Origin of the sequence: Flavobacterium nitrogenifigens (assembly GCF_003254565.1) — a bacterium.
Classification (GTDB): domain Bacteria; phylum Bacteroidota; class Bacteroidia; order Flavobacteriales; family Flavobacteriaceae; genus Flavobacterium; species Flavobacterium nitrogenifigens.
The window spans coordinates 104,771-124,720 of sequence record NZ_QJRI01000171.1; the positions used below are offsets into that span (position 1 = coordinate 104,771).

Annotated in this window: 13 protein-coding genes; 2 read left to right on the forward strand and 11 right to left on the reverse strand. The window is 34.7% G+C overall.

The window, feature by feature from the left end; genetic code table 11:
- Positions 1–145 precede the first annotated feature (145 nt).
- The gene (locus DM397_RS08760; protein ID WP_111377173.1) at positions 146–1,567 is read right to left on the reverse strand and encodes an MATE family efflux transporter; all 1,422 of its coding nucleotides are present in this window, start codon (positions 1,565–1,567) and stop codon (positions 146–148) included.
- 62 nt (positions 1,568–1,629) lie between these two features.
- On the reverse strand, positions 1,630–2,106 hold the full coding sequence (locus tag DM397_RS08765; RefSeq protein WP_111377174.1) for a MarR family winged helix-turn-helix transcriptional regulator: 477 nt from the start codon (positions 2,104–2,106) through the stop codon (positions 1,630–1,632).
- Positions 2,107–2,280: 174 nt separating this feature from the next.
- Between DM397_RS08765 and DM397_RS08770 the strand changes: the two genes are divergently transcribed.
- Entirely contained in the window at positions 2,281–3,192 is a 912-nt protein-coding gene (locus tag DM397_RS08770; protein WP_111377175.1) for a hypothetical protein, read from the forward strand.
- A gap of 570 nt (positions 3,193–3,762) precedes the next feature.
- On the opposite strand, the gene DM397_RS08775 is transcribed toward DM397_RS08770, so the two are convergent.
- The 6 genes from DM397_RS08775 to DM397_RS08800 form a co-directional block, all read right to left on the reverse strand.
- On the reverse strand, positions 3,763–5,781 hold the full coding sequence (locus DM397_RS08775) for a glycoside hydrolase family 97 protein (RefSeq protein WP_111377176.1): 2,019 nt from the start codon (positions 5,779–5,781) through the stop codon (positions 3,763–3,765).
- 25 nt (positions 5,782–5,806) lie between these two features.
- Positions 5,807–7,051, reverse strand: coding sequence for a glycoside hydrolase family 71/99-like protein (locus tag DM397_RS08780; RefSeq protein WP_111377177.1), 1,245 nt, complete (start codon positions 7,049–7,051; stop codon positions 5,807–5,809).
- A 264-nt stretch (positions 7,052–7,315) separates the two neighbouring features.
- A complete protein-coding gene (locus DM397_RS08785; protein WP_111377178.1) occupies positions 7,316–8,827 on the reverse strand; it encodes a RagB/SusD family nutrient uptake outer membrane protein in 1,512 nt (503 codons plus the stop codon).
- A gap of 28 nt (positions 8,828–8,855) precedes the next feature.
- Positions 8,856–11,873, reverse strand: a complete 3,018-nt coding sequence (locus DM397_RS08790) for a SusC/RagA family TonB-linked outer membrane protein (RefSeq protein WP_239457821.1) — start codon at positions 11,871–11,873, stop codon at positions 8,856–8,858.
- A 28-nt stretch (positions 11,874–11,901) separates the two neighbouring features.
- Positions 11,902–12,984: a hypothetical protein gene (locus DM397_RS08795; protein WP_111377180.1), complete on the reverse strand. Its 1,083-nt coding sequence runs from the start codon at positions 12,982–12,984 to the stop codon at positions 11,902–11,904.
- Positions 12,985–12,992: 8 nt separating this feature from the next.
- A complete protein-coding gene (locus tag DM397_RS08800) occupies positions 12,993–13,514 on the reverse strand; it encodes a DUF5004 domain-containing protein (RefSeq protein ID WP_111377181.1) in 522 nt (173 codons plus the stop codon).
- A 481-nt stretch (positions 13,515–13,995) separates the two neighbouring features.
- Here DM397_RS08800 and DM397_RS08805 point away from each other — a divergent pair, with 481 nt between their 5' ends.
- Positions 13,996–15,594, forward strand: coding sequence for a DUF6377 domain-containing protein (locus DM397_RS08805; RefSeq protein ID WP_111377182.1), 1,599 nt, complete (start codon positions 13,996–13,998; stop codon positions 15,592–15,594).
- 178 nt (positions 15,595–15,772) lie between these two features.
- Here the strand turns inward: DM397_RS08805 and DM397_RS08810 are convergent, their stop codons facing one another.
- The 3 genes from DM397_RS08810 to DM397_RS08820 form a co-directional block, all read right to left on the reverse strand.
- Positions 15,773–16,996 (reverse strand): sterol desaturase family protein, encoded by a 1,224-nt coding sequence (locus DM397_RS08810; RefSeq protein ID WP_111377183.1) that lies wholly within the window; start codon positions 16,994–16,996, stop codon positions 15,773–15,775.
- A gap of 304 nt (positions 16,997–17,300) precedes the next feature.
- Positions 17,301–18,587 (reverse strand): Glu/Leu/Phe/Val family dehydrogenase, encoded by a 1,287-nt coding sequence (locus DM397_RS08815; RefSeq protein WP_185957089.1) that lies wholly within the window; start codon positions 18,585–18,587, stop codon positions 17,301–17,303.
- Between the two features lie 449 nt (positions 18,588–19,036).
- Entirely contained in the window at positions 19,037–19,891 is an 855-nt protein-coding gene (locus tag DM397_RS08820) for an EamA family transporter (RefSeq protein WP_111377185.1), read from the reverse strand.
- Positions 19,892–19,950 lie beyond the last annotated feature (59 nt).

The window sequence follows — 19,950 nt, forward strand, 5'->3', positions numbered from 1 at the left end:
GTGCTAAGTTTTTAGTTGTAAAGTTTGAAAGATACTGAAATTTTATTTCAACGTTAGCAATAAAATGTAAGAAAAATAAAAAAGACGCACATCTGTGCGTCTTTAAAAAACCTTAGTACCTTAGTATCTTAGCAACTCAGAACCTCTATTTAGAAATATCAAATCCCTCCTTCACTATTTCACTTTCAACTTTATCAATTAATTTATTCGTTTTCCCGGTCAATCTCTCTTTCTTCCAATCGCCTTTTGCATATATGGCGACTGTTATTAAAGCTGTTACAACAGAAGCAATCGGAAAAGCCCACCAGATTCCAATTTTTCCCAAAGAAGTATTATGAGACAAAATATAAGCCAATGGAAATTGTATTACCCATTGCGAAACTAAAGTTAAAATCATGGGCAATTTGGTATTTCCAACCGCGCGAAAAACACCTGTCAAACAAAGCTGCAAACCAAGAAATCCCCAAGAAAGACAAGTGATTCTTAGCAATTCTGTTCCTCCTTCGATAACCGCTTGATCATTTGGAACGAAAAAAGCAATTAAATAGGGTGCGAAAATAAATGCTATAATTCCGAGACCTGTCAATAATCCGAAACCTAAATAGGCCCCAAGTTTTGAAATTTCAGCGGCACGAGTAACATTTCCAGCGCCAATATTTTGTCCAACAAGAGTGGCAATTGCCATTGATAATCCCAAAGCTGGAATTAAAATCAGCTGAATCAAATTGGAACCAGCACCGTAAGAAGCGACTGTTAAAGTACCAAAACGAACAATCAAAAATGTAATCGCCATCATACCCAAAGCACGCATAGATTGTTCGATGGAAGACGGAAATCCAATTTCGAATGCTCTTTTTATATGTTTGTAATCTGGTTTAAAATCGGAAATGCGAAGATGAATTCCGTGTTTTCCTCTAAACAAAATGGCAAATCCGATAATAATCGCCAAAAGCTGTGTAAATAAAGTCGCTAACGCTGCTCCTTTTACGCCCAAGGCCGGAATAAAATTCCATCCATAAATAAACAACGGATCTAGGGCAAAATTCAAAATAACGGTTCCTAAAACTATATAAACAGGCAACGTTACACGCCCAACACCACGCATAATGGACTGAAAAATCATAAATCCGAAACTAAAAACAAGACCTACAAATGCAACACGCATAAATCCTAAAGCATCAACATAAACTGCGGGCTCTACCTTTAATAAGTATAAAAAATATGGACTTAAAATATACCCAATAATCGACAAGAAAACAGAGACAATAATCACCATCGACAAAGTCTGCGCCGCCACATGATTGACCATTTTTTGGTTTCCTGCTCCAAAATATTGTGCAATTAAAATAGAACCAGCAATCGCCAATCCGGTTCCTAAAGCAATGGTTAAAAATATTACAGGCGTACTGATAGAAACCGCCGCAACGGCATCTCCGCCCAAACGCCCTACCCAAAAAGCATCTACCAACTGATATGCGGCTTGTAAAAGATTAGCAATCATAATCGGGACCGCTAATTTTAATAATGAAGAAAGGATTGGCCCTTCTAACAATTCGTTTTTTTTCATTTATTTAATACTAATTATTTAGAAAATCAGTTGACATATCAACTTTTAAAGTTTAAAAAAAATTAAAGCATTTCAAGTTTATCTGCATACGATCTCACGGCATTCAACGCTTCGATTCTTTCTTTTGGAGTAAACACAGACATGACCTCTTCTTCTGCTCTTTTCATCAGGGAGCGAATGCTTTTAGCTAATGTGATTCCTTCACTTGTAAGACTTACAATGTTTTTTCGCTTGTCCATTTTGTCTTTTACCACCTCAACTAGATTCTTTTTTTCAAGAGCTGTAATGCTTCTCAAAATAGACGATTTGTCTCGCATTGTTTTGTCTGACAATTCTCTTTGCGAAAGACTTTTATGGTGCAGAATCATCAATAGTGGCAGCTGTTCTAGCTGTAATGTGATTCCGGCTTCATTCATTAACGCATTTGTACGTCTGAAAATTGCTCGTTTGATACGATGAATCTGGAAGAAGAAACTATCTGATATTTCTTCTTTCCAAAAATTTGAAAAATTCTCTTTATCGGTATGTTTAATTTCCATTTGGCAAATTTACAAAAAAGAGTGACATGTCAACTATTATTTTATAAAATTCATATTTTACTGATTCACAAGTTACTTCTAAAAAATAATTAGGCGATAAAAAGAAAATGAACGATTATTTTTACTAACTTTAAATGTTAAATATTGCCTAATAAAAACTTAAAAATTACTCTGATGAAACAATTATTTATTTTTTTGGTAATGATGCTCCTTTGGATTCCCCTAAACGCTCAAACTGTTGCTGAAACTAGTAAAGAAGAGAGCTTACCAACTCTAAAAACTGAAACTGACGATTTTCAAGATAATACTGTTGAAGATCTGCCCTGGCACAATAGAAAATTTAAAGTTACTGCCGGTGGATTTTTTCCTGTAAATAATACTCAAGTTAAAGTTGAAGGCAACAACGGAAATATAGGAACCGAAATAGATCTTGAAAATGATTTGGGTTTTTCTAAATCGACCGCATCATTTTTAGGAACATTTGATTGGCGTATCTCCAAAAGATCACGATTAGGTTTTGAATATTTTGTGCTAGACAGAACTGCAACAAAAACACTGCAAAGAGATATAAATTTTGGAGACCACACTTATCCTTTAAATGGAAGTGTCCGTGGTACTTTTAATGTACAAATTGCTAGAATTGCTTATGGTTACGCTATTTTATCGAAACCTAAATATCAAGCTGGTTTATTAATTGGTGCGCATGTTCTTTTTGCAGATTTAGGCCTAAAATTAAATGCTAATACACAAAGTGTAGAGTATCATGATAGTTTTGACTTTACTGCTCCGTTACCAGATATCGGAATTTGGGGAGAATTTGTTCTCGGAAAACGATGGGGATTATATGCCAATGTAAATTATCTTGCCGTAAAAATTGACGAAACGGATGGCCGAATCATAAGCTATAATTTATCGGTTTTATATAATGTTGTAAACAACTTTAGCCTTACAGCAGGCTATACAGGTTTGAATTTTAGAGTTGATACGGTTCAAGAACGTTTAAATGGTTTCTTAAAATGGGGATATAATGGACCAACTCTTACAGCAGTCTACACTTTTGGAAAACATGTTAAAGTTACGAAGTAAAGGTTCTGATGTGCTAAGATACTAAGGTTCTAAGGTTTTTTTTAACCGCTAAGAACGCTAAGAATTACGCAAAGTTCGCAAAGGTTTTTGAGCTGAATGGAATGTTCTCGCAAAGACGCGAAGTCGCAAAGTTTTTATTTCAAAGCTTTGTGAAAAAAAGCTATGAGCATAATTTTGCCGCAAAGAGCACTAAGATTTTTTAACTGAACGAAATATTCTCGCAAAGACGCAAAGTCGCAAAGATTTTTATATTCTTTGCGACTTTGCGTCTTTGCGAGATTAAAATTTTGCACTAAAGCTTTGCGAACTTTGCATTCTCACAAAATCCACTTAAAAAAACTCCGCGAACTTTGCGAAAAAACTTTGCGCTCTTTGCGGTAAAATTATGCTCAAAGTTTCTCCAACCTGAAACCTGAAACTTGAAACTTGAAACAAAAAAATAAACCCGATAACTCTCCAGCTATCGGGTTTATTGCCAAACTTAAACTTACTTAACTCAAAATAAAACTTTATAATTTTAGAATCTTAGAAACTTAGCCCCGATAGCTATCGGGGTAGAATCTTAAAAAACTATTTTTCGATTGGAGAGAATTTTACTGCTGTTCCTCCTCCAGCTGCTAATTTGATATCTAGAACAGTTTTGCTGTTTACTTTTTGTTTAGAGATTGTAACTGGATACGGATTAGTTTTATAATTTGCTCCAGGCCCATCAGCATAGATTTCTGCTTCGTATTCTTTGTCTTTATCTAAAAATGACAAAGCTACTTTTAAGTCTCTTGCATTTCTGTTTGTGATTGAACCTAAATACCAATTTTTCTCATCCCAATCTTTACGAGCAATTGTAGTGTATTCTCCTATTTTAGAATCTAAAACTTTAGTATCAGACCAAGTACAAGGCACATCTTTTACGAATTGGAATTCTGCTTTGCCTTCATAATTTTCAGGTAAATCAGATGCCATTTGCAGCGGACTAAAAATAATAACATACAATGCCAATTGATTTGCTAAAGTAGTTTGCACTTTTGCTCCAGACGGTGTTTTGTAATCAAAATTGAAGTTCCCTGGCGTGTAATCAAACGGTCCGGAAAGCATTCTTGTGAAAGGCAAAGTCGTTAAATGCTCTGGCGTATTTCCTCCATCTACAGACCATGCATTATATTCTTGTCCACGTCCGCCTTCTTGAGACATAAAATTTGGATAGGTACGTTGTAACCCTGTCCCTTTCATTGGTTCGTGATTATCAATCATAATATGATATTTTGCCGCTGTTTCGATTACTTTTCTATAATGACGAGCTCCGTACTGGCTGTCATGCCATTCTTTTTTATCCAAATACTTGTTTACATAACCCGTTTTTACTGAGTTTACTCCCATTTTCTGATACAGCTTGAAAGCATCTTCCAATTGGTTTTCATAGTTTTTGGTCGCTCCAGCCGTTTCATGATGTCCTATTAAACGAACATTTTTTACAGCAGCATATTTTGTGATTTCTTCCAAATTAAAATCCGGATAAGCTTTTACAAAACTAAATGCAGAACCATCTGCTGTCCAGTCGCCGTCCCAGCCTTCATTCCAGCCTTCTACCAAAACTCCGTCAAAACCATTTTTGGCAGCAAAATCAATATATTCTTTTGTGTTTTTGGTTGTTGCGCCATGTTTTGGTCCTTGTCCCCAAGTGTATTTTTCTAAATGCATTCCCCACCAGATTCCAATATATTTTGATGGAGTAATCCAAGATAAATCTTCAATTTTTGAAGGTTCGTTTAAATTTAGCATAATAGTAGAAGTTGCTACATCTCCAGGATTTTTCCCCACAACAATAGTTCTCCAAGGTGTTTTAAAAGGCGTTTCTGCATATACTTTTACACCATCTGCCCATGGCACCAAATCACTTTTGTATTGTTTGTCTGTAGTTTTTAAAAGCGTCATTGAAGCAAAATCTGTTAAGTTGGCTTCGTGAATGGCTACATACAATTTGTCTTTGGTTTCAAAAGTCGCTGGCGTATTAATCGTATCGGTTTTACTCATTAACGTTTTACGGTATTCACTTTCGTAATAGCTGTTTTCGCGATGAACTGGAATCCACCAAACTTCGTTATTGTCTTTAAATGTAAATTGCGTCACTTCATTGGAGATTTTCACTTTTCCTAAATGAGGCTGTTTTGGAAATTCGTAACGAAATCCAACACCATCATCAAAAACCCTAAAAATGATATCTACCAAACGCTCCTCGCCTTTTGCTTCTTTTAAATGAACAATCAGTTCGTTATGATGATCTCTTACTTTTTTGAATTCGCCCCAAGGCTGTTCCCAAGTTTCATCTGCCGATTTTTCTTCTGTCGAAATGACTTCAAAACCATCTGTCATTTTAGCTAAACCTTGAAACTCAAATCCCATCAACGAAGGCTCAATAACCGATTTTCCGTTAGAAGAAAAACTGTATTGCGGCTGTCCTGAAGGAGTTAATTCGAAAGTTAATTCAGATACTTTATCAGGAGAACTGATTTTATACGTTTTTTTAGTACTGCAGGCCATAACCAGCATTGATGCAAATGCGACAAGACAGTATCTATATTTTCTGTTTTTCATTATTTAAATTGTATTAATTACAGCTCTATTTTATTTCGCTTATTACTTGTTTTGCTTTTGCTGGCTGCATCGAAACAAAATAATTAAACGCTTGGTCGAGTTTTTTCTGGATTTCGACATTTCCTTTTTTCTGTACGCGTAAATCATACAATTTACTGATATCTGGAAATACGCTTTCTGTACTTTTTACTCCTGAAAAAGTTTTGATTTTTTCGATAAAAGAATACCCAAATTCTACTGTCGGTTCAATCATAGTACCTTCTCCGAAATCGTTCCACGTAATCAGCTGCAAGTAATTTACATTTGCATTTTTTGCCAAAGTCAAAGTTTCGTCAAGTGTCGCTCCATTGTTATGTTCGATCGTCCATCCAATAGCAGCACCACCTCCGCCTGCGGCATAAAAATCTTTAAAACCAGGATAAGCACTTCCCATTGCAACACCCAATTTGGGTTTGGTATTGGTATAGAAGTTTGTTAAATAACTATTGTCTTTGTAAACCCAAGCATATTCGCCAGAAGCATTTTCTCCTGCCATTGAAGAATGATCCCAAAGTGTCAAGAAAGTTGGCTTTGCTGTTAAAGTATTAAAGACATTTGTCCATTCTGCTGGGGTCTGTAGAACAATTGGACCAAAATTCATTAACAGCGGTTTACCATTGATCTTGATATAATTGGCATCAGAAAAATAATTCTTTTCTACATAAGCCAAATCTGTTTTTGCTGCACTGGTTACCGAAATTGCTTTTCCAGCATTGACAACATTCGTTAGAAATCGGTCTTCGTACACAATGGCATATTCTAAGCCTACTTTGTCAAGCATTTCAATAAGCTGATCTGTATTTTCTTTGACCATTCTATAATCGTTTACGTCGTAAGTGCCGTACCAATCAATCAGAATTCCGTCAATTCCTGAATATTTCATCAACAGTAAATGATTTTCAATCACATTTTTATCGCCTGAGTGATAAGGTCCAATCAGCGGATAATAATACGATGCGATTTCTCTTTGCCCGTTTGTTCCTACGTTATTCGGATTTTTGTTTGCCATTGTCCAATGATATCCCCATTTTTTATCGGCACTACTTTCGTTGGTTTCAAACCACGGCATATAATGCATATAAATTTTGGTGCTGTTGGTTTTCTCAATCGCAACAGGGTTTATTTTCTCTGGTTCTACTGGTTTGTCTGAGCCTTTGTCATCGCTGCTGCAACCGGCAACCATCGCAATACTCATCAAACCAAAAACCAACGATGTGATATATCTTTTCATATTGAGATACTATTTTGTTTATACTTAATAATTTAAACACATAGAAACATAGCTTTTGAAACTTAGAAAAAGGCGTTTCACTTATATAAATACACATAGCTATGTGTGAGAAACTAGTTTCTTTCCTTCTCCTTTTTACACATAAAAATCTATGTTTCTATGTGTTAAATATATTTTAAGCACTGTAGATCTATTTAATGCAACTTTTAAAAACATGCCAGCCTTCCACGACTAACCAACATGGAAGACTGACATTCTAGTAACCTAATTTGGATACCCAGGATTTTGTTTAAGATTTTTATTAGTAGTTAAAACAGTACTCGGAATTGGGAAAATTGCTCTGTATTTTTCCGTTGTACCTTTTGACCACCATGGTTCGAAGAATGTTCCAAAACGAATGTTGTCTGTTCTTCTTCTTCCTTCGAATGTGAATTCTTTCAATAACTCTTGATCAATAAATTTAAGGTCAATTGTTGTTGGTAATTCTTCACCTGCACGAGACGCTACTTGCTGTACAAATGGTCTAGCTAAATCTGGTGAGCCCAGACGAACGTAGCATTCTGCCTGCATCATCAAGATTTCTGCATAACGAATTAATACAAAATCGTGATCACGCTCCCATTGCTCTCCTGCTTTCATTTCGTATTTATGCAAACGAACACCTTCATTCTCTTTTGCATCTTCTAAACTTGTTAGGTTTTCTGTGTAAGTCAACGGTTCTCCGTTATCCATCATGATTACAGAACCTGTTGCAAGATTGATCTGATCGCCTTCTAGCATACATTTTTTTCTTTTGTCTGTGTCTGCAAAAGAAGAATAAACTCCAGGTTGCGCGCACATTCCGTTTGCACTCCAAGGATAATTGTTTGGAATTGCAGAAATTGCTAATTTTTGATTGTAATGACAAGACATTGAGTTCATGTAATTTCCAACTGTTCCCGCTTTTGAATCGTAAGGAATAGCAAAAATAATTTCTGGAGAAGTCTGGTTTTCTGTCACAAAATTCGAAAAGAAATCTGGTGTCAAACTATATCCTGTTATTTTCTGGCACATGTCTAAACAATCCTGCCAACGTGGTTGTCCAATAAATGCTTCTGAGTTTAGATACAATCTAGCCAAAACAGAATACGCTACATTTCTAGTCATTTTAGAATATACCACATTTGGATTTAAATACGGAAGAGCGTCTGTCAGTTCCTTTTCAACAAAATCATAAACTTGTTTTCTTGTTGAATTGGCAGGAAGAGATGTGTCTTCAAAATTGGTTACAATTGGCACATTTCCAAACAAATCTAAAAGATTATAGTAGTAATAGGCTCTAAGTGCTTTCAATTCTGCATAAATCGGTTCTTTTGCTTTATCTGATAAAGACGATTTGTTGATCTGATAAATAATAGCATTAATCTTAGCAATTCCTGTATAATTGTAACGCCAAGCCGAAAGAATCATTCTATTATCTGATTTCCAAGTATGTTTTTGAGCATCTTGGTATTGTCCTCCATCGTACCAGTTTGTACCTCTTGTCGGAATTGTAGCTTCATCAGAAACTACTTCATTCAAAAAGAAAACATATTCGCAAGTTGGAAAATTATTAGAGATTGCATCGGAGAATCCTCGTAATGAAGAATATGCTCCACCTACCAGCGCATCAATTTCTTTGGTTGTATTTCCGAAATTTCCGTCTTCTACTTTATCATACAACTGTTCGTCCAAATCAGTACATGATACCGTAAAAAGCATGCTTAAAAGTATGGCTGCTGTTATTTTGATTTTCATTTTTAATATTTTATGGTTATCAATTCGCTTAGTTATTCAGCGTAAAATTTAATCCAACAGAAATAGTCGTTGGACGAGGATAATTGTTGTATCTATCAATTCCAGGAGCTGCCAAACCAGTTTGATCCATCACTCCCGTCTGTCCTATTCCGTCCTGAGCATTTAAACCAATCTCTGGATCTACACCTTTGTAACCTGTAATGACAAATAAGTTTTCTCCCATTACATACATTCTAACTTTCGATTTTTTGTATTTAAGTGGTAAAGTATAACCAAAAGTCAAAGTCTGAAGTCTGAAGAAAGAAGCATCTTCAATCCAGTAATCAGAATACTTAGGAGCAGAAGTGATACCGCTGCTTAAGAAAGAATCTGGCACATTAAAAGCTGGCAATCTGTTTGGGTCGTTTAACATCATGTTTGTAGCATTTAAAGCTTTTTGTCCAAACATTCCGTATCCTGAAAGTCCAAGATCAAAATTTCCGTACGTAAAATTCATTCCGATACCTAAAGTCAAATCTGGCTGAATATTCCCTAAATCTGTTTTATCAGCATCAACCAATGCACTTTCATCAACAACTTGTCCAGCTGCATTGTAATACTGAATTTTTCCGTTAGGATCTAAACCTGCATTTTTGAATCCCCAGAAAGTTCCAACAGGATATCCTTCAGCAATAATTTGAGAATATTGTCCAGACATACCCGCTAAACCATGAAGAGATCCGCTGTAGATAACATCTGTTTTATAAGTTGGGTTAGAAAGTTTTTCGATTTTCTGAACGTTGTGTCCAAGAGTTAAATTAGCATTCCAGTTGAATTTATCTCCTCTGATGATATCTGCGTTCAAAGTTAGCTCTACCCCTTTGTTTGACATTTCACCAACGTTAGCCAACATTGTTCCCACTAAATATGGAGGTTGAGGCACTTCGTAAGTGTATAATAAATCTCTTGTTGTTTTAGAATACCATTCGAATGATCCTGTAATTCTATTAAAAAGACCAAAATCAAAACCAATGTTAACTTGTTCTGTAGATTCCCATTTCAAATCAGGATTTGGATTTTGTTTTGGAGAATAAGCCAAACTCCAAGTTTTGGTAACTGGATCATAGTAACTGTCACTTCCAACTCCTAAAATAGAAAGCGATTTGTACTCACCAATTCCGTCTTGGTTTCCTGTGATCCCCCAACCTACTCTTAGTTTTAAGTTATCCAACCATCCTTTTGAAGATTCCATAAATTCTTCGTTAGAAACTCTCCAAGCTGCGGAAGCAGAAGGGAAAGTTCCCCATTTATTGTTTTCTCCAAAACGGCTAGATCCATCACGTCTTACAGTTGCAGTCAATAAATATTTACCATCGTAGCCATAGTTGGCACGAGCATAAAAAGAAACTAAATTTGATTTCCCTTTGTATGAATACACATCATTTAAACGATAATTGTAACCAGCTCCTAAATTATTATAGCTGAAAGCATCTGTTACAAATCCGCCTCTTTGCGCTCCAAAACCTTCATAGATATTTTCAAGGTAAGAGTATCCCGCTAAAGCGCTAATGTTATGTTTGTCGATAATTTTGCTGTAGTTTACATAAAGCTCCCCTTGTGCATTGGTATATTCAGCATATGTTCTTTGCGCAAAACCGCCTTCAGTCTGCCCTTCCATAACTGCATAAGATGGTTTGTATGTTCCTCCTTTTACTGCATTATGCTCTAACGAAATATTTGCTGTAGCAGTAAAGTCATTTAAGAATTTTACATCTGTTTTAAAATATCCTAAAAGTCTGTGTCTTTCGTTGTCAAAAGTTCTGTTAGTTAAAATCTCAACTGGATTTTCGTAAAGATTTCCTGTTACAACACTAAAATTCCCATTTGCATCATAAACTGGAATTGTCGGATTCAAGTTGTATGCTCTTTCAAAAATTCTATAATCAATTGGGTGCCATTTGTCAATGTTTGCAAATAAACCCATATCAAATTTTACTTCTTTATTATCTCCCAAGAATTGGTAAGCGCTAACATTTCCGCTTAATCTTTCTAAACCAGATTTTTTAATAACTCCTTCGTTGTTTAAGTAAGACAGCGAAGTTCTAAAACCGCTATCTGCTTTTCCAGAATTGATGCTTAAAGTATGTGACTGAGAAATTGCGGTCTGTTCGATTGCTTTTTGCCAATTTGTATTTGCACCATAATCAACCGCATCGGCAAGTCCGTTCTGACGTACATAACCTCTCCATTGATTTGCAGATAATAAATCTAAGTTATCATTAACATATCCAACACTAGTTAATCCGCTGTACACTACAGAAACTCCTTTTGTTCCAGATTTTGTGGTAATCATGATTACCCCGTTTGCTCCACGCGAACCGTAAATTGCGGTTGCCGAAGCATCTTTAAGAACGTCAACCGATTTGATGTCTGAAGGCTGAACCACGTTAATATCTACACCTGCAATTCCATCCACAACAATTAGCGGACTATTGCTTGCTGTTAAAGAAGTTCCTCCACGAAGACGAATTGTAGAACCCGCCGCAGGATCTCCAGAAGGACGAATAATATTCAATCCCGCTACTTTTCCTTGCAAAACCTGCTCTGTCGAAGAAATAGTTCCTTTTACTAAATCATCTGCTCCAACTGTAGAAATTGCTCCAGTTAAATCTGATTTTTTCACTTTTCCATAACCTACAGAAACTACCTGAACTTCTGCCAATGTATATCCGTCATTTTGAAGACGTACCTCAACATTAGAAGTACTTCCCGTAATTTGGATTTTTTGTGTTGTCGATCCGATAAACGAAACTTCAATTGCACCTCCTACGGCTACCTGAAGGCTAAATTTACCATCAAAATCTGTTGTAGTTCCGTTTTTTGTTCCTACTTCAATGATAGAAGCTCCCGGCAATACCGTACCCGTATTGTCATAAACGGTTCCTGAGATTTGTTTTTTCGTCTGCGCGAAAGTACTGGCAGAAAGAAAAAGCATAAAAATCATCAATACCGCTCCCTTAGCAGTCCACATTTGATGCAGGACGCTTTTTGTATTTTTACTATTCATTAGAATTGGTGTTTTAATTTAATAGTGATTATTTATCTAAAGTTTTAAGCGGAATCGTCGTATCCGAAATTGTTTTGTCTTTATTGTCTTTTACCAAAACATGGATTTCACTTAAACCTGGAACTCCATTTAACTCTGAAACTAAATTCACAAAACCTTTAATTTCTGCAGTCCCTCCAGTAAACTCACCAGAAATTGTTTTTGGTCCAGCTGTAATCGTGTAGATCAATTTGTTTACACCTGTTTCATTATTTTTTCTTGACATTCCAAGAAAATCCTTTTGACTGATTTGAGATGGGAAGAAAGCAAAAGTTGGCGGTGGCGGCGGAACAAATTCTCCTGCGTAAATAACCTGATCGCCAGAATTTGCTGTCCAATTCTCTGCTACCATTAGAAAATTTATCTTTTCCATTACAAAATCATCTGGAGCATTGAAGTACTGCTTAGGAACAAAATCCATTTTATAAAAACCGTTACCTAGATCTTTCAATTTTGTTTTTTCGGCAATTTCTGGTTTTGCCGCTTCATACATTTGCTGAATAGCCCAGTCGTTCATACCAGCATGCATGTGCACACTCGGAGTGCCCGCAAATGCTGGATTAAGATTTGCATTAAATATGATGCTTACTGGTTTATCAATTAAAGGTTTTGTTGGATATGATCTAAATAATTCACCAGAAGTATAGAAAGATGAAAAATCAGTATAAGGCACATTGGCAACATCACTTTGTTTAGATCCGTTTTTGTTTTTCAAACGAAACCAAAATCCAGCACTTGCCGCGATTTCATCTGGAGTTTTAGAAAAATAACTGGTTGGAGTTAAAGTAAAACTCCAGATTTTATTTCCTTCATATTTCAGTTTTGCAAAATCTGAAGAGTTTTCCCAGTTTCCAGCGTCTGGTTCAGATGGAGACCAGATCCAGATGTACAAATCTTCTGTTTCTGCAAATGTCGATGCCGACATATCAAAGTACCAGGTAACTTGTTCATCATATTTGTAGATAACAGGAAAAGATGATATTGGCCCTACAGCTCCAGCGGCTTCTTGTGCCTGAATAAAATTAGGAGCCATCAAAAAGGCAAGTAAAATTGTATATATAAACTTTTTCATATTACTTTTTAATTAATAGCATTTAATTTAAACACGTAAGACACGAAAGCAACACCGCCAGAAGAATGCACCAATTGAATCTGCATTTCTTTGTTTTTACCTGGAACCGAAGCCAATCTCAATTCATCAGTTTTTTGCGTTTTTTGCGCATCGCTGTACAAATAGATTTTTGTTCCAACACCATTGGTCTGCTGAAAATCTGAACTCAATGACCAATATCCTTTAGGAGCAAATAACGGAGGGACATCTCCAGTTACTTCATAACTTGTTGGATTGTTCTTTTCATCTACGTTAAATTTGATTTTAAAATCTTCGTAGTTAAAATAAGTACTCAAGTTTTCTTCGTTTGGTTCGATATTATTTGCTTTCGCAACTTCATCAACCATTTTCAGATTTGTTAATCCCCAATTTCCATTTACTTTTTCATAAAGGGTAATTGGTGCTACGTAGCTTCCGTCATCTGTGTTATCGCATCCAATCGCAAAAAAACACATCATAAAAGCTAGCCAATAAAGACTTTTACATTTCATAAATTTTTGGTTTTTGTTAGTTTGTTATCCCCTTCAAAAGGATACAGCGAAACTAGCCGTTAAATAAATCCTAAAAAAAAAATCCGAGAAAAATCAAGATGAAATTCAAATAAAAATAAATACAACAATCTGATTTACAGATATTTACTATTTTTAGTATGAGTAAAAAATCAAGATGCTGTTTAGATAAAAATAAGCAGTTTTTATATGGTAAAAATGACAATATGCAAAATAATCAGTATATTTTTTTCACTATGCATATATATAACTAGTTTTTATTGTATAATTGCAAATAAATTACCTGTTTTTAACATTTACAGCTCATTTTCACTCTGAAAATCTCCTTCAAAGGCTATGTTATTAAACATACAAGATTCTTGAAAAACAGGTCTAGCTTAATCTCAAACTTATTCTTATTTTTAAAACGTATTAACTAATTATATCTATCAACCGACCTTTTTCCCTAAACCAAAACAAAATCATGCAAAGAATATTGATGCTGCTTTTCTTCCTAGTCGGTTTTTCTCTAACTGCAAAAGAGACAAATCCTTATTTAGAAGAATTAGATCAGGTGCTCTTAAAAAAAGAGGTTTACCTGAACCAGAAATATCGAAAAATTCAATCTTTAAAGAAAAACATATCAAAGTTTACCCTTAGTCAGAATAATGAAGAATTGTACAATTGCTATATGGCATTGTTTGATGAATACAAATCTTTTAAATATGATTCAGCTTATTATTATTTAGATGAAGCAAAAATCAAAGCTAAAATTTTAAAAAATCCAAAACATTTGGCCAAAAGTAGAATAAAAGAAGGTTTTGTTCTACTTTCTTCTGGACTTTTTAAAGAAGCAATTGATACTTTAAATGTGGTTGATGAAAGCAAATTAGATATCAAAAATAAATTTGAGTACTATAGTATCAAAGCACGTGCTTATTATGATTTGGCCGATTATAGCAGTGATCAGCGTTTTAATATTCATTATGTGCAGCAGGGAAATCATTTCTTAAAGAAAGCTCTAGAATTAATCGGAACCAATACCAATGAATATTGGGCTGCCGAAAGTTTGAAACGCCTGAAACAGCAGGACTGGCGTGGCGCCGAATTTGCATTTAGTTACTGGATAAACAACTACAATCTGCCTCCAGACTATTACGGAATTGCAACATCGAGTCTTGGTTATATTTATTCTGAAAGAGGTTATACCAAAAAAGCCATTCAATATCTGGCTCTCGCTGCCATTGCAGATGTTAAAAATGCGACGAAAGAAACCGTTGCGCTTAGAAATTTAGCCAATGAACTTTTTAAAATGGGCTATTTGGATAAAGCAAACGAATACATCAATATTGCAATGGATGATGCTACGTTTTATAATGCAAGGCATCGAAAAATTGAGATTTCGTCGATTTTGCCCATTATTGAAAAAGCACAGCTTAATAATGTAAAAGATAAGAATGATAAGTTAGAAAAGATTATTATTCTATTGACGATTCTCACAGTTATCATCTTTGTTTTTCTTGGTATCATTTTCAAACAATTGAAAGAGAAAAATAAAGCGAGAAAAATCATGGCCGATTCTTATTTGCAATTGCAGGAAATGAATGTGAGTTTGAGTGAAGCTAATGCCATTAAAGAAGAATATATTACTTATTTTATCAAAGCAACTTCGGCTTTCATTAATAAGATAGATCATATTCAGAAAAGTACGCTGCATAAAATCATTACTAAAAAAACCGATGAAGTTATTGCAAGTTTAAAACGCTATAATGTAAAGGAAGAACGTGAAAATCTGTTTCATCAGTTTGACGAAATCTTCTTGAAACTGTTCCCGACATTCGTAACCGATTTCAATAAATTGTTTCCAAACGATCATAAATGCATTGTCAAAAAAGGCGAGCTTTTAAATACGGAATTGCGAATTTTTGCCTTGTACAGATTAGGAATTCAAGACAGCAGCCAAATGGCAGAATTCTTAGAACTTTCTGTAGCTACAATCTATACGTACAAAACCAGAATTAAAAGCAAATCTGATTTTAAAGATACTTTTGAACAGAAGATTATGGAGATTAAGACAATTTAAAAAGTTGCTAAGGTTCTGAGATGCTAAGATTCTAAGTTTTTTTTAGCCACGACTCGAGCGATAGCGACTGGCGAAGCAATTCACGAATTATTTTTTTATTATCTATTCGTGTAATTATTGCGCATAAATTTCACGTATCATTTTCAATAAAAATTCGTGAATTCGTGGCTAAAAAAAATTATTCCGCAGATTCCAACTGCAAAATAGTATTCTGATAAATCCTACTCAATGAAAACAATTGCTCTGCAAAAATCATTACAGCAATTGGAACAAAGAAAAATGCGATTAAATCTTCTTCATATAGAAAATAAGTCGAAATCATGGCTAGACGAGTATATTCTAAATAGTAAATCCATTTGCGTTGTTCTAACAAAGCACCGCAGTTTATTAAAGTTATAATGACCAGCGAAAGCACAAATATTTTATCGTAGCTTTCCAAATAATCGAAATAATAAGTAAAAACAGTTAAAATAAGCGTACAGATTCCTAACTGAATATAAAGGTAATTTTTAAATCGAAGTCGTTGATTTGGCGCTGCTTTATCTTGCAGAAAACGTTTCTCGAGAATTGGGCGAATATCCTGATCCATATCGGCTGGACTTCCGAAAACGGCATTCCATCTGGCTTTGAATCCGCTGGAGCGTTTCCATAATTCGTATATTTCGAAGTAATAATGAAAATGCTGCCACAAGAAACTATAGCTTTTCAGCGGATGCGTTAATCCGTATTTTGGTTTTTCTTCTTCGGTTTGGAAAGTTCCAAAAAGCCGATCCCAAAAAGTGAACATGTCACCGTAATTTTTATCTAAATATTTTTCGTCAGAAGCATGATGCACTCCATGAACAGAAGGTGTTACAAAAACATATTCTAACCATTTTATTTTTCCGATAAGCTGTGTGTGCGTAAAGAAAGAATAGGCGCCATGAACAATCAGCATTGTAATGACCATGCTTGGATGAAAACCAATAAAGGGCAAAATACACCAAAACCCCGTTCGAATTATAGCTTGAAATGTTGTGATTCTAGCTGCAGCAGTAAAATTAAATTCTTCACTGTGATGATGCACAATATGCGCTGCCCAGAAAAAATTGACTTCGTGCCCTAATCGATGGTACCAATACCAGACAAAATCGGTTGCAAGAATCAGTGCAAACCAAACTAGGGCATTACTCGGAATCTCAAATATTCTATAATCGTCATAAATCAAATAATATAACTGATAAAAGCTGGCCGCAACAAATAGGTTAATCAAACGTTCTGCAATTCCGATGGAAATGTTAGAAACAGAACTTTCATAATTAAAAATTTCAGGCTTTTTTCTGCGTTGAGCAAGCTTATATTCTAAAAACAAAAAAAGAAAAAAGGCCGGCATAGCAAATGCTAGAAAATTGATGTTTTTCATTTAATATGATACTTTTCGATTCTAAAAATTATGTGTTGAGTAGTTTAATTATAACACATAGAAACATAGATTTTTATTGTTTCTGCCCTGCTTGAGATTACAAAAAAAGCAAGCTTTAACACATAGCTATGTGAATTAAAATTAGTGAAACGTCTTTTATAGACTTGCAGAAACTATGTTGCTATGTGTTTAAAATTTTCTTCTCTTTTAATAAATCAAACGAAAAAGACATTTCCATCAATTACGTTTTTAGCAGACAAAAAACGCAATCAACGAAAATGATCTTTTACGAAGTAAACCTGATTTAATTCTGCTTAAACAAAGGAGCTTCCAATGCCACTTCTTTAACCGATTGTGTTTCGGCTACTTTTTTCAAAGCAATAATATAAGCAGCAATACGAGGCGTTACGTTGTGTTTTACTGCCACTCTAAAAACAGTTTCAAAACCTTTTTCTAAAATATCCTCCAGACGTTTATTAATCTGGCTGATTCTCCAAGACTCCAAAAGCGAATTCTGAAGCCATTCGAAATAAGAAACGGTAACACCGCCTGCATTGGCTAAAATATCAGGAACAACTAATATATTTTTATCATGTAAAATTTGAGCTGCATCTGAAGCAACTGGCCCATTGGCACCTTCCACAATAATTCTGGCTTGAATATCTCCTGCGTTTTTCTGTGTAATAACATCTTCCTTTGCAGCAGGAATTAAAACATCAACATCTAAAAGCAATAAATCTTCATGTTTTATAGCAACTGAATTTGGATAACCTTTTATGGTTTTATTATTCAAATTGTAATACAAAATAAGTTCAGGAATATTAATCCCGTTCGGATTGTAAAATGCTTCCGAAACATCACTTACTGCTACAATTTTCACTCCTTTTTCATGCAGAAATAAGGCAGAATGCAATCCAACATTTCCAAATCCCTGAATTGCTGCAGTAGCTCTTGCAGGTCTGATTTTTAATTTTTCAAGTGCCAAAAGTGTAATAATGCTTACGCCTCTTCCCGTTGCCTCTACTCTGCCTAAAGATCCGCCGGAATGTAAATGTTTTCCTGTAACTACTGCATGAATTGGTCTTCCGTGCAGTATTGAAAACTCATCCATTAGCCATCCCATTTCGTCTGGACCTGTCCCCATATCTGGTGCAGGAACATCTTTTTCTGGTCCAAAAATATCAGCTAAAGCTTTGGTATACGCTCTTGTAATTTTTTCTAATTCTGTTTTAGAATGGTTTCTCGGATCGCAAATAATGCCGCCTTTTGCTCCCCCAAACGGAATTCCAGTTACAGCAGATTTCCAGGTCATCCAGGCGGCAAGTGCTTTTACTTCATCCAAATTCACAGCCGTATCATAACGAATTCCACCTTTTGAAGGGCCTAAAGCCGTGTTGTGAATTACACGATATCCTTCAAAGTTTTGAACGTTTCCGTTATTTAAAGTAATAGAAAAATTTACCGTAATTTGTTTTTCAGGGCGTTGCAGTTTTTGTTTGATTGAATCATCTAAATTCAAAATATCTGCAGCGATATTAAAGCGATCAATCATCGACTGAAACGGATTATGTTTTATAATTTCTGAACTCATACTATATAGTTTTAGGTTTGGGTTATTTTTTTATGCTTATCGATCTTCTTCTGAAGACATTTTCTCTGTTTATTTTTCAAATTTGATGCAACACGGAATCTTAATTAGGCAGCAACGCATCAAAATTTTCATACTTCTGTTGGTTCTCATATCTTGATTTTTTAACGATTCAAAAAAAAGCCTTTCATGGTGCAATGAAAGGCTAAAAAAAAAAATAACTAACAAGTACTTTCTCTATTAACGCCATTTCAAAACGTGATTCATCATGCAGCACATCGCAAAGCAGCACGGAAAAGACGTTCTTATATTTTGACTAAAGTTTTTCATTGTTGAGACAAAGCTACAAAATTATATTTATAAATTCTATAGAATTAGTAGAGTTAATTTAAAAGATTTTTTATTTACTTACAAAAACAACTGTAACTTAAAAGTTTACAAACTAAAAAAATTTACTTCAATTGCGATAAAAATATGAAAACAACTGCTATAAGAGCCAAAAACAAACCTAAAATATTGATTTTGGAAAGCTTTTCTTTGAAGAAAAAAGCACCAATAAGAGTTCCTAAAATAATTACTCCCATATTCATTCCCGCAAAAACAGTTGATGGATTCTCTGCAAAGGCTTTATGCGCTTTCAAATAGAACAATATATTTCCGAAGTTAAAAACTCCAACCAATATTCCGAAAGGAATGCTTTTTAATACAAAATTTTCCTTCGCGATAAACAGTTTATACAGCACTATTAAAATAGAACCTGCAAAAGCAATTAGAAAAACAAAAAACAAAGATGTTGTATAAGGGACAACCGTATATAAGGCAATTTTCTTAAACAGAATATCTATAATTCCAAAACCAAGTAAAACTGCTGCTGGATAAATCCATTTGTTTTCTGCATTGTCTGATGGCTTTTTTAAGATGAATAAAAGTGCCGCAAAACCAACTAAAACGCCAATAACTTTATAAGTATTAAATCCTTCATTAAACAACAGCCAAGCCGCTAAAATCGGAATAAACAATGATAATCTTTGCGCTGCATCTGTTTTTGCAATTCCCATATATTTTATAGAAAGTGCGAGAAACAGAAATAATATTGGAAGCAAAATTCCAACAGAGGTATAAATTTCTAATGGCGCATTATGATCTAATTCTTGGAGATTAGGACTAAAAGTAAAATAGCAAAGTGCAATTGCTGCTATATAATTGAATGAAATTATCTGAGAAGGATTAGCATTATATTTTCTTGATATTTTGAATATAACGCCAACTGTAACGCTGCATAGAATGCTTAAAATAAGAAACAACATAAATTTATATTTGGATTGTAAAAGTAAACTATTCAAAACAAAAAGGTCTAACCGGTTTT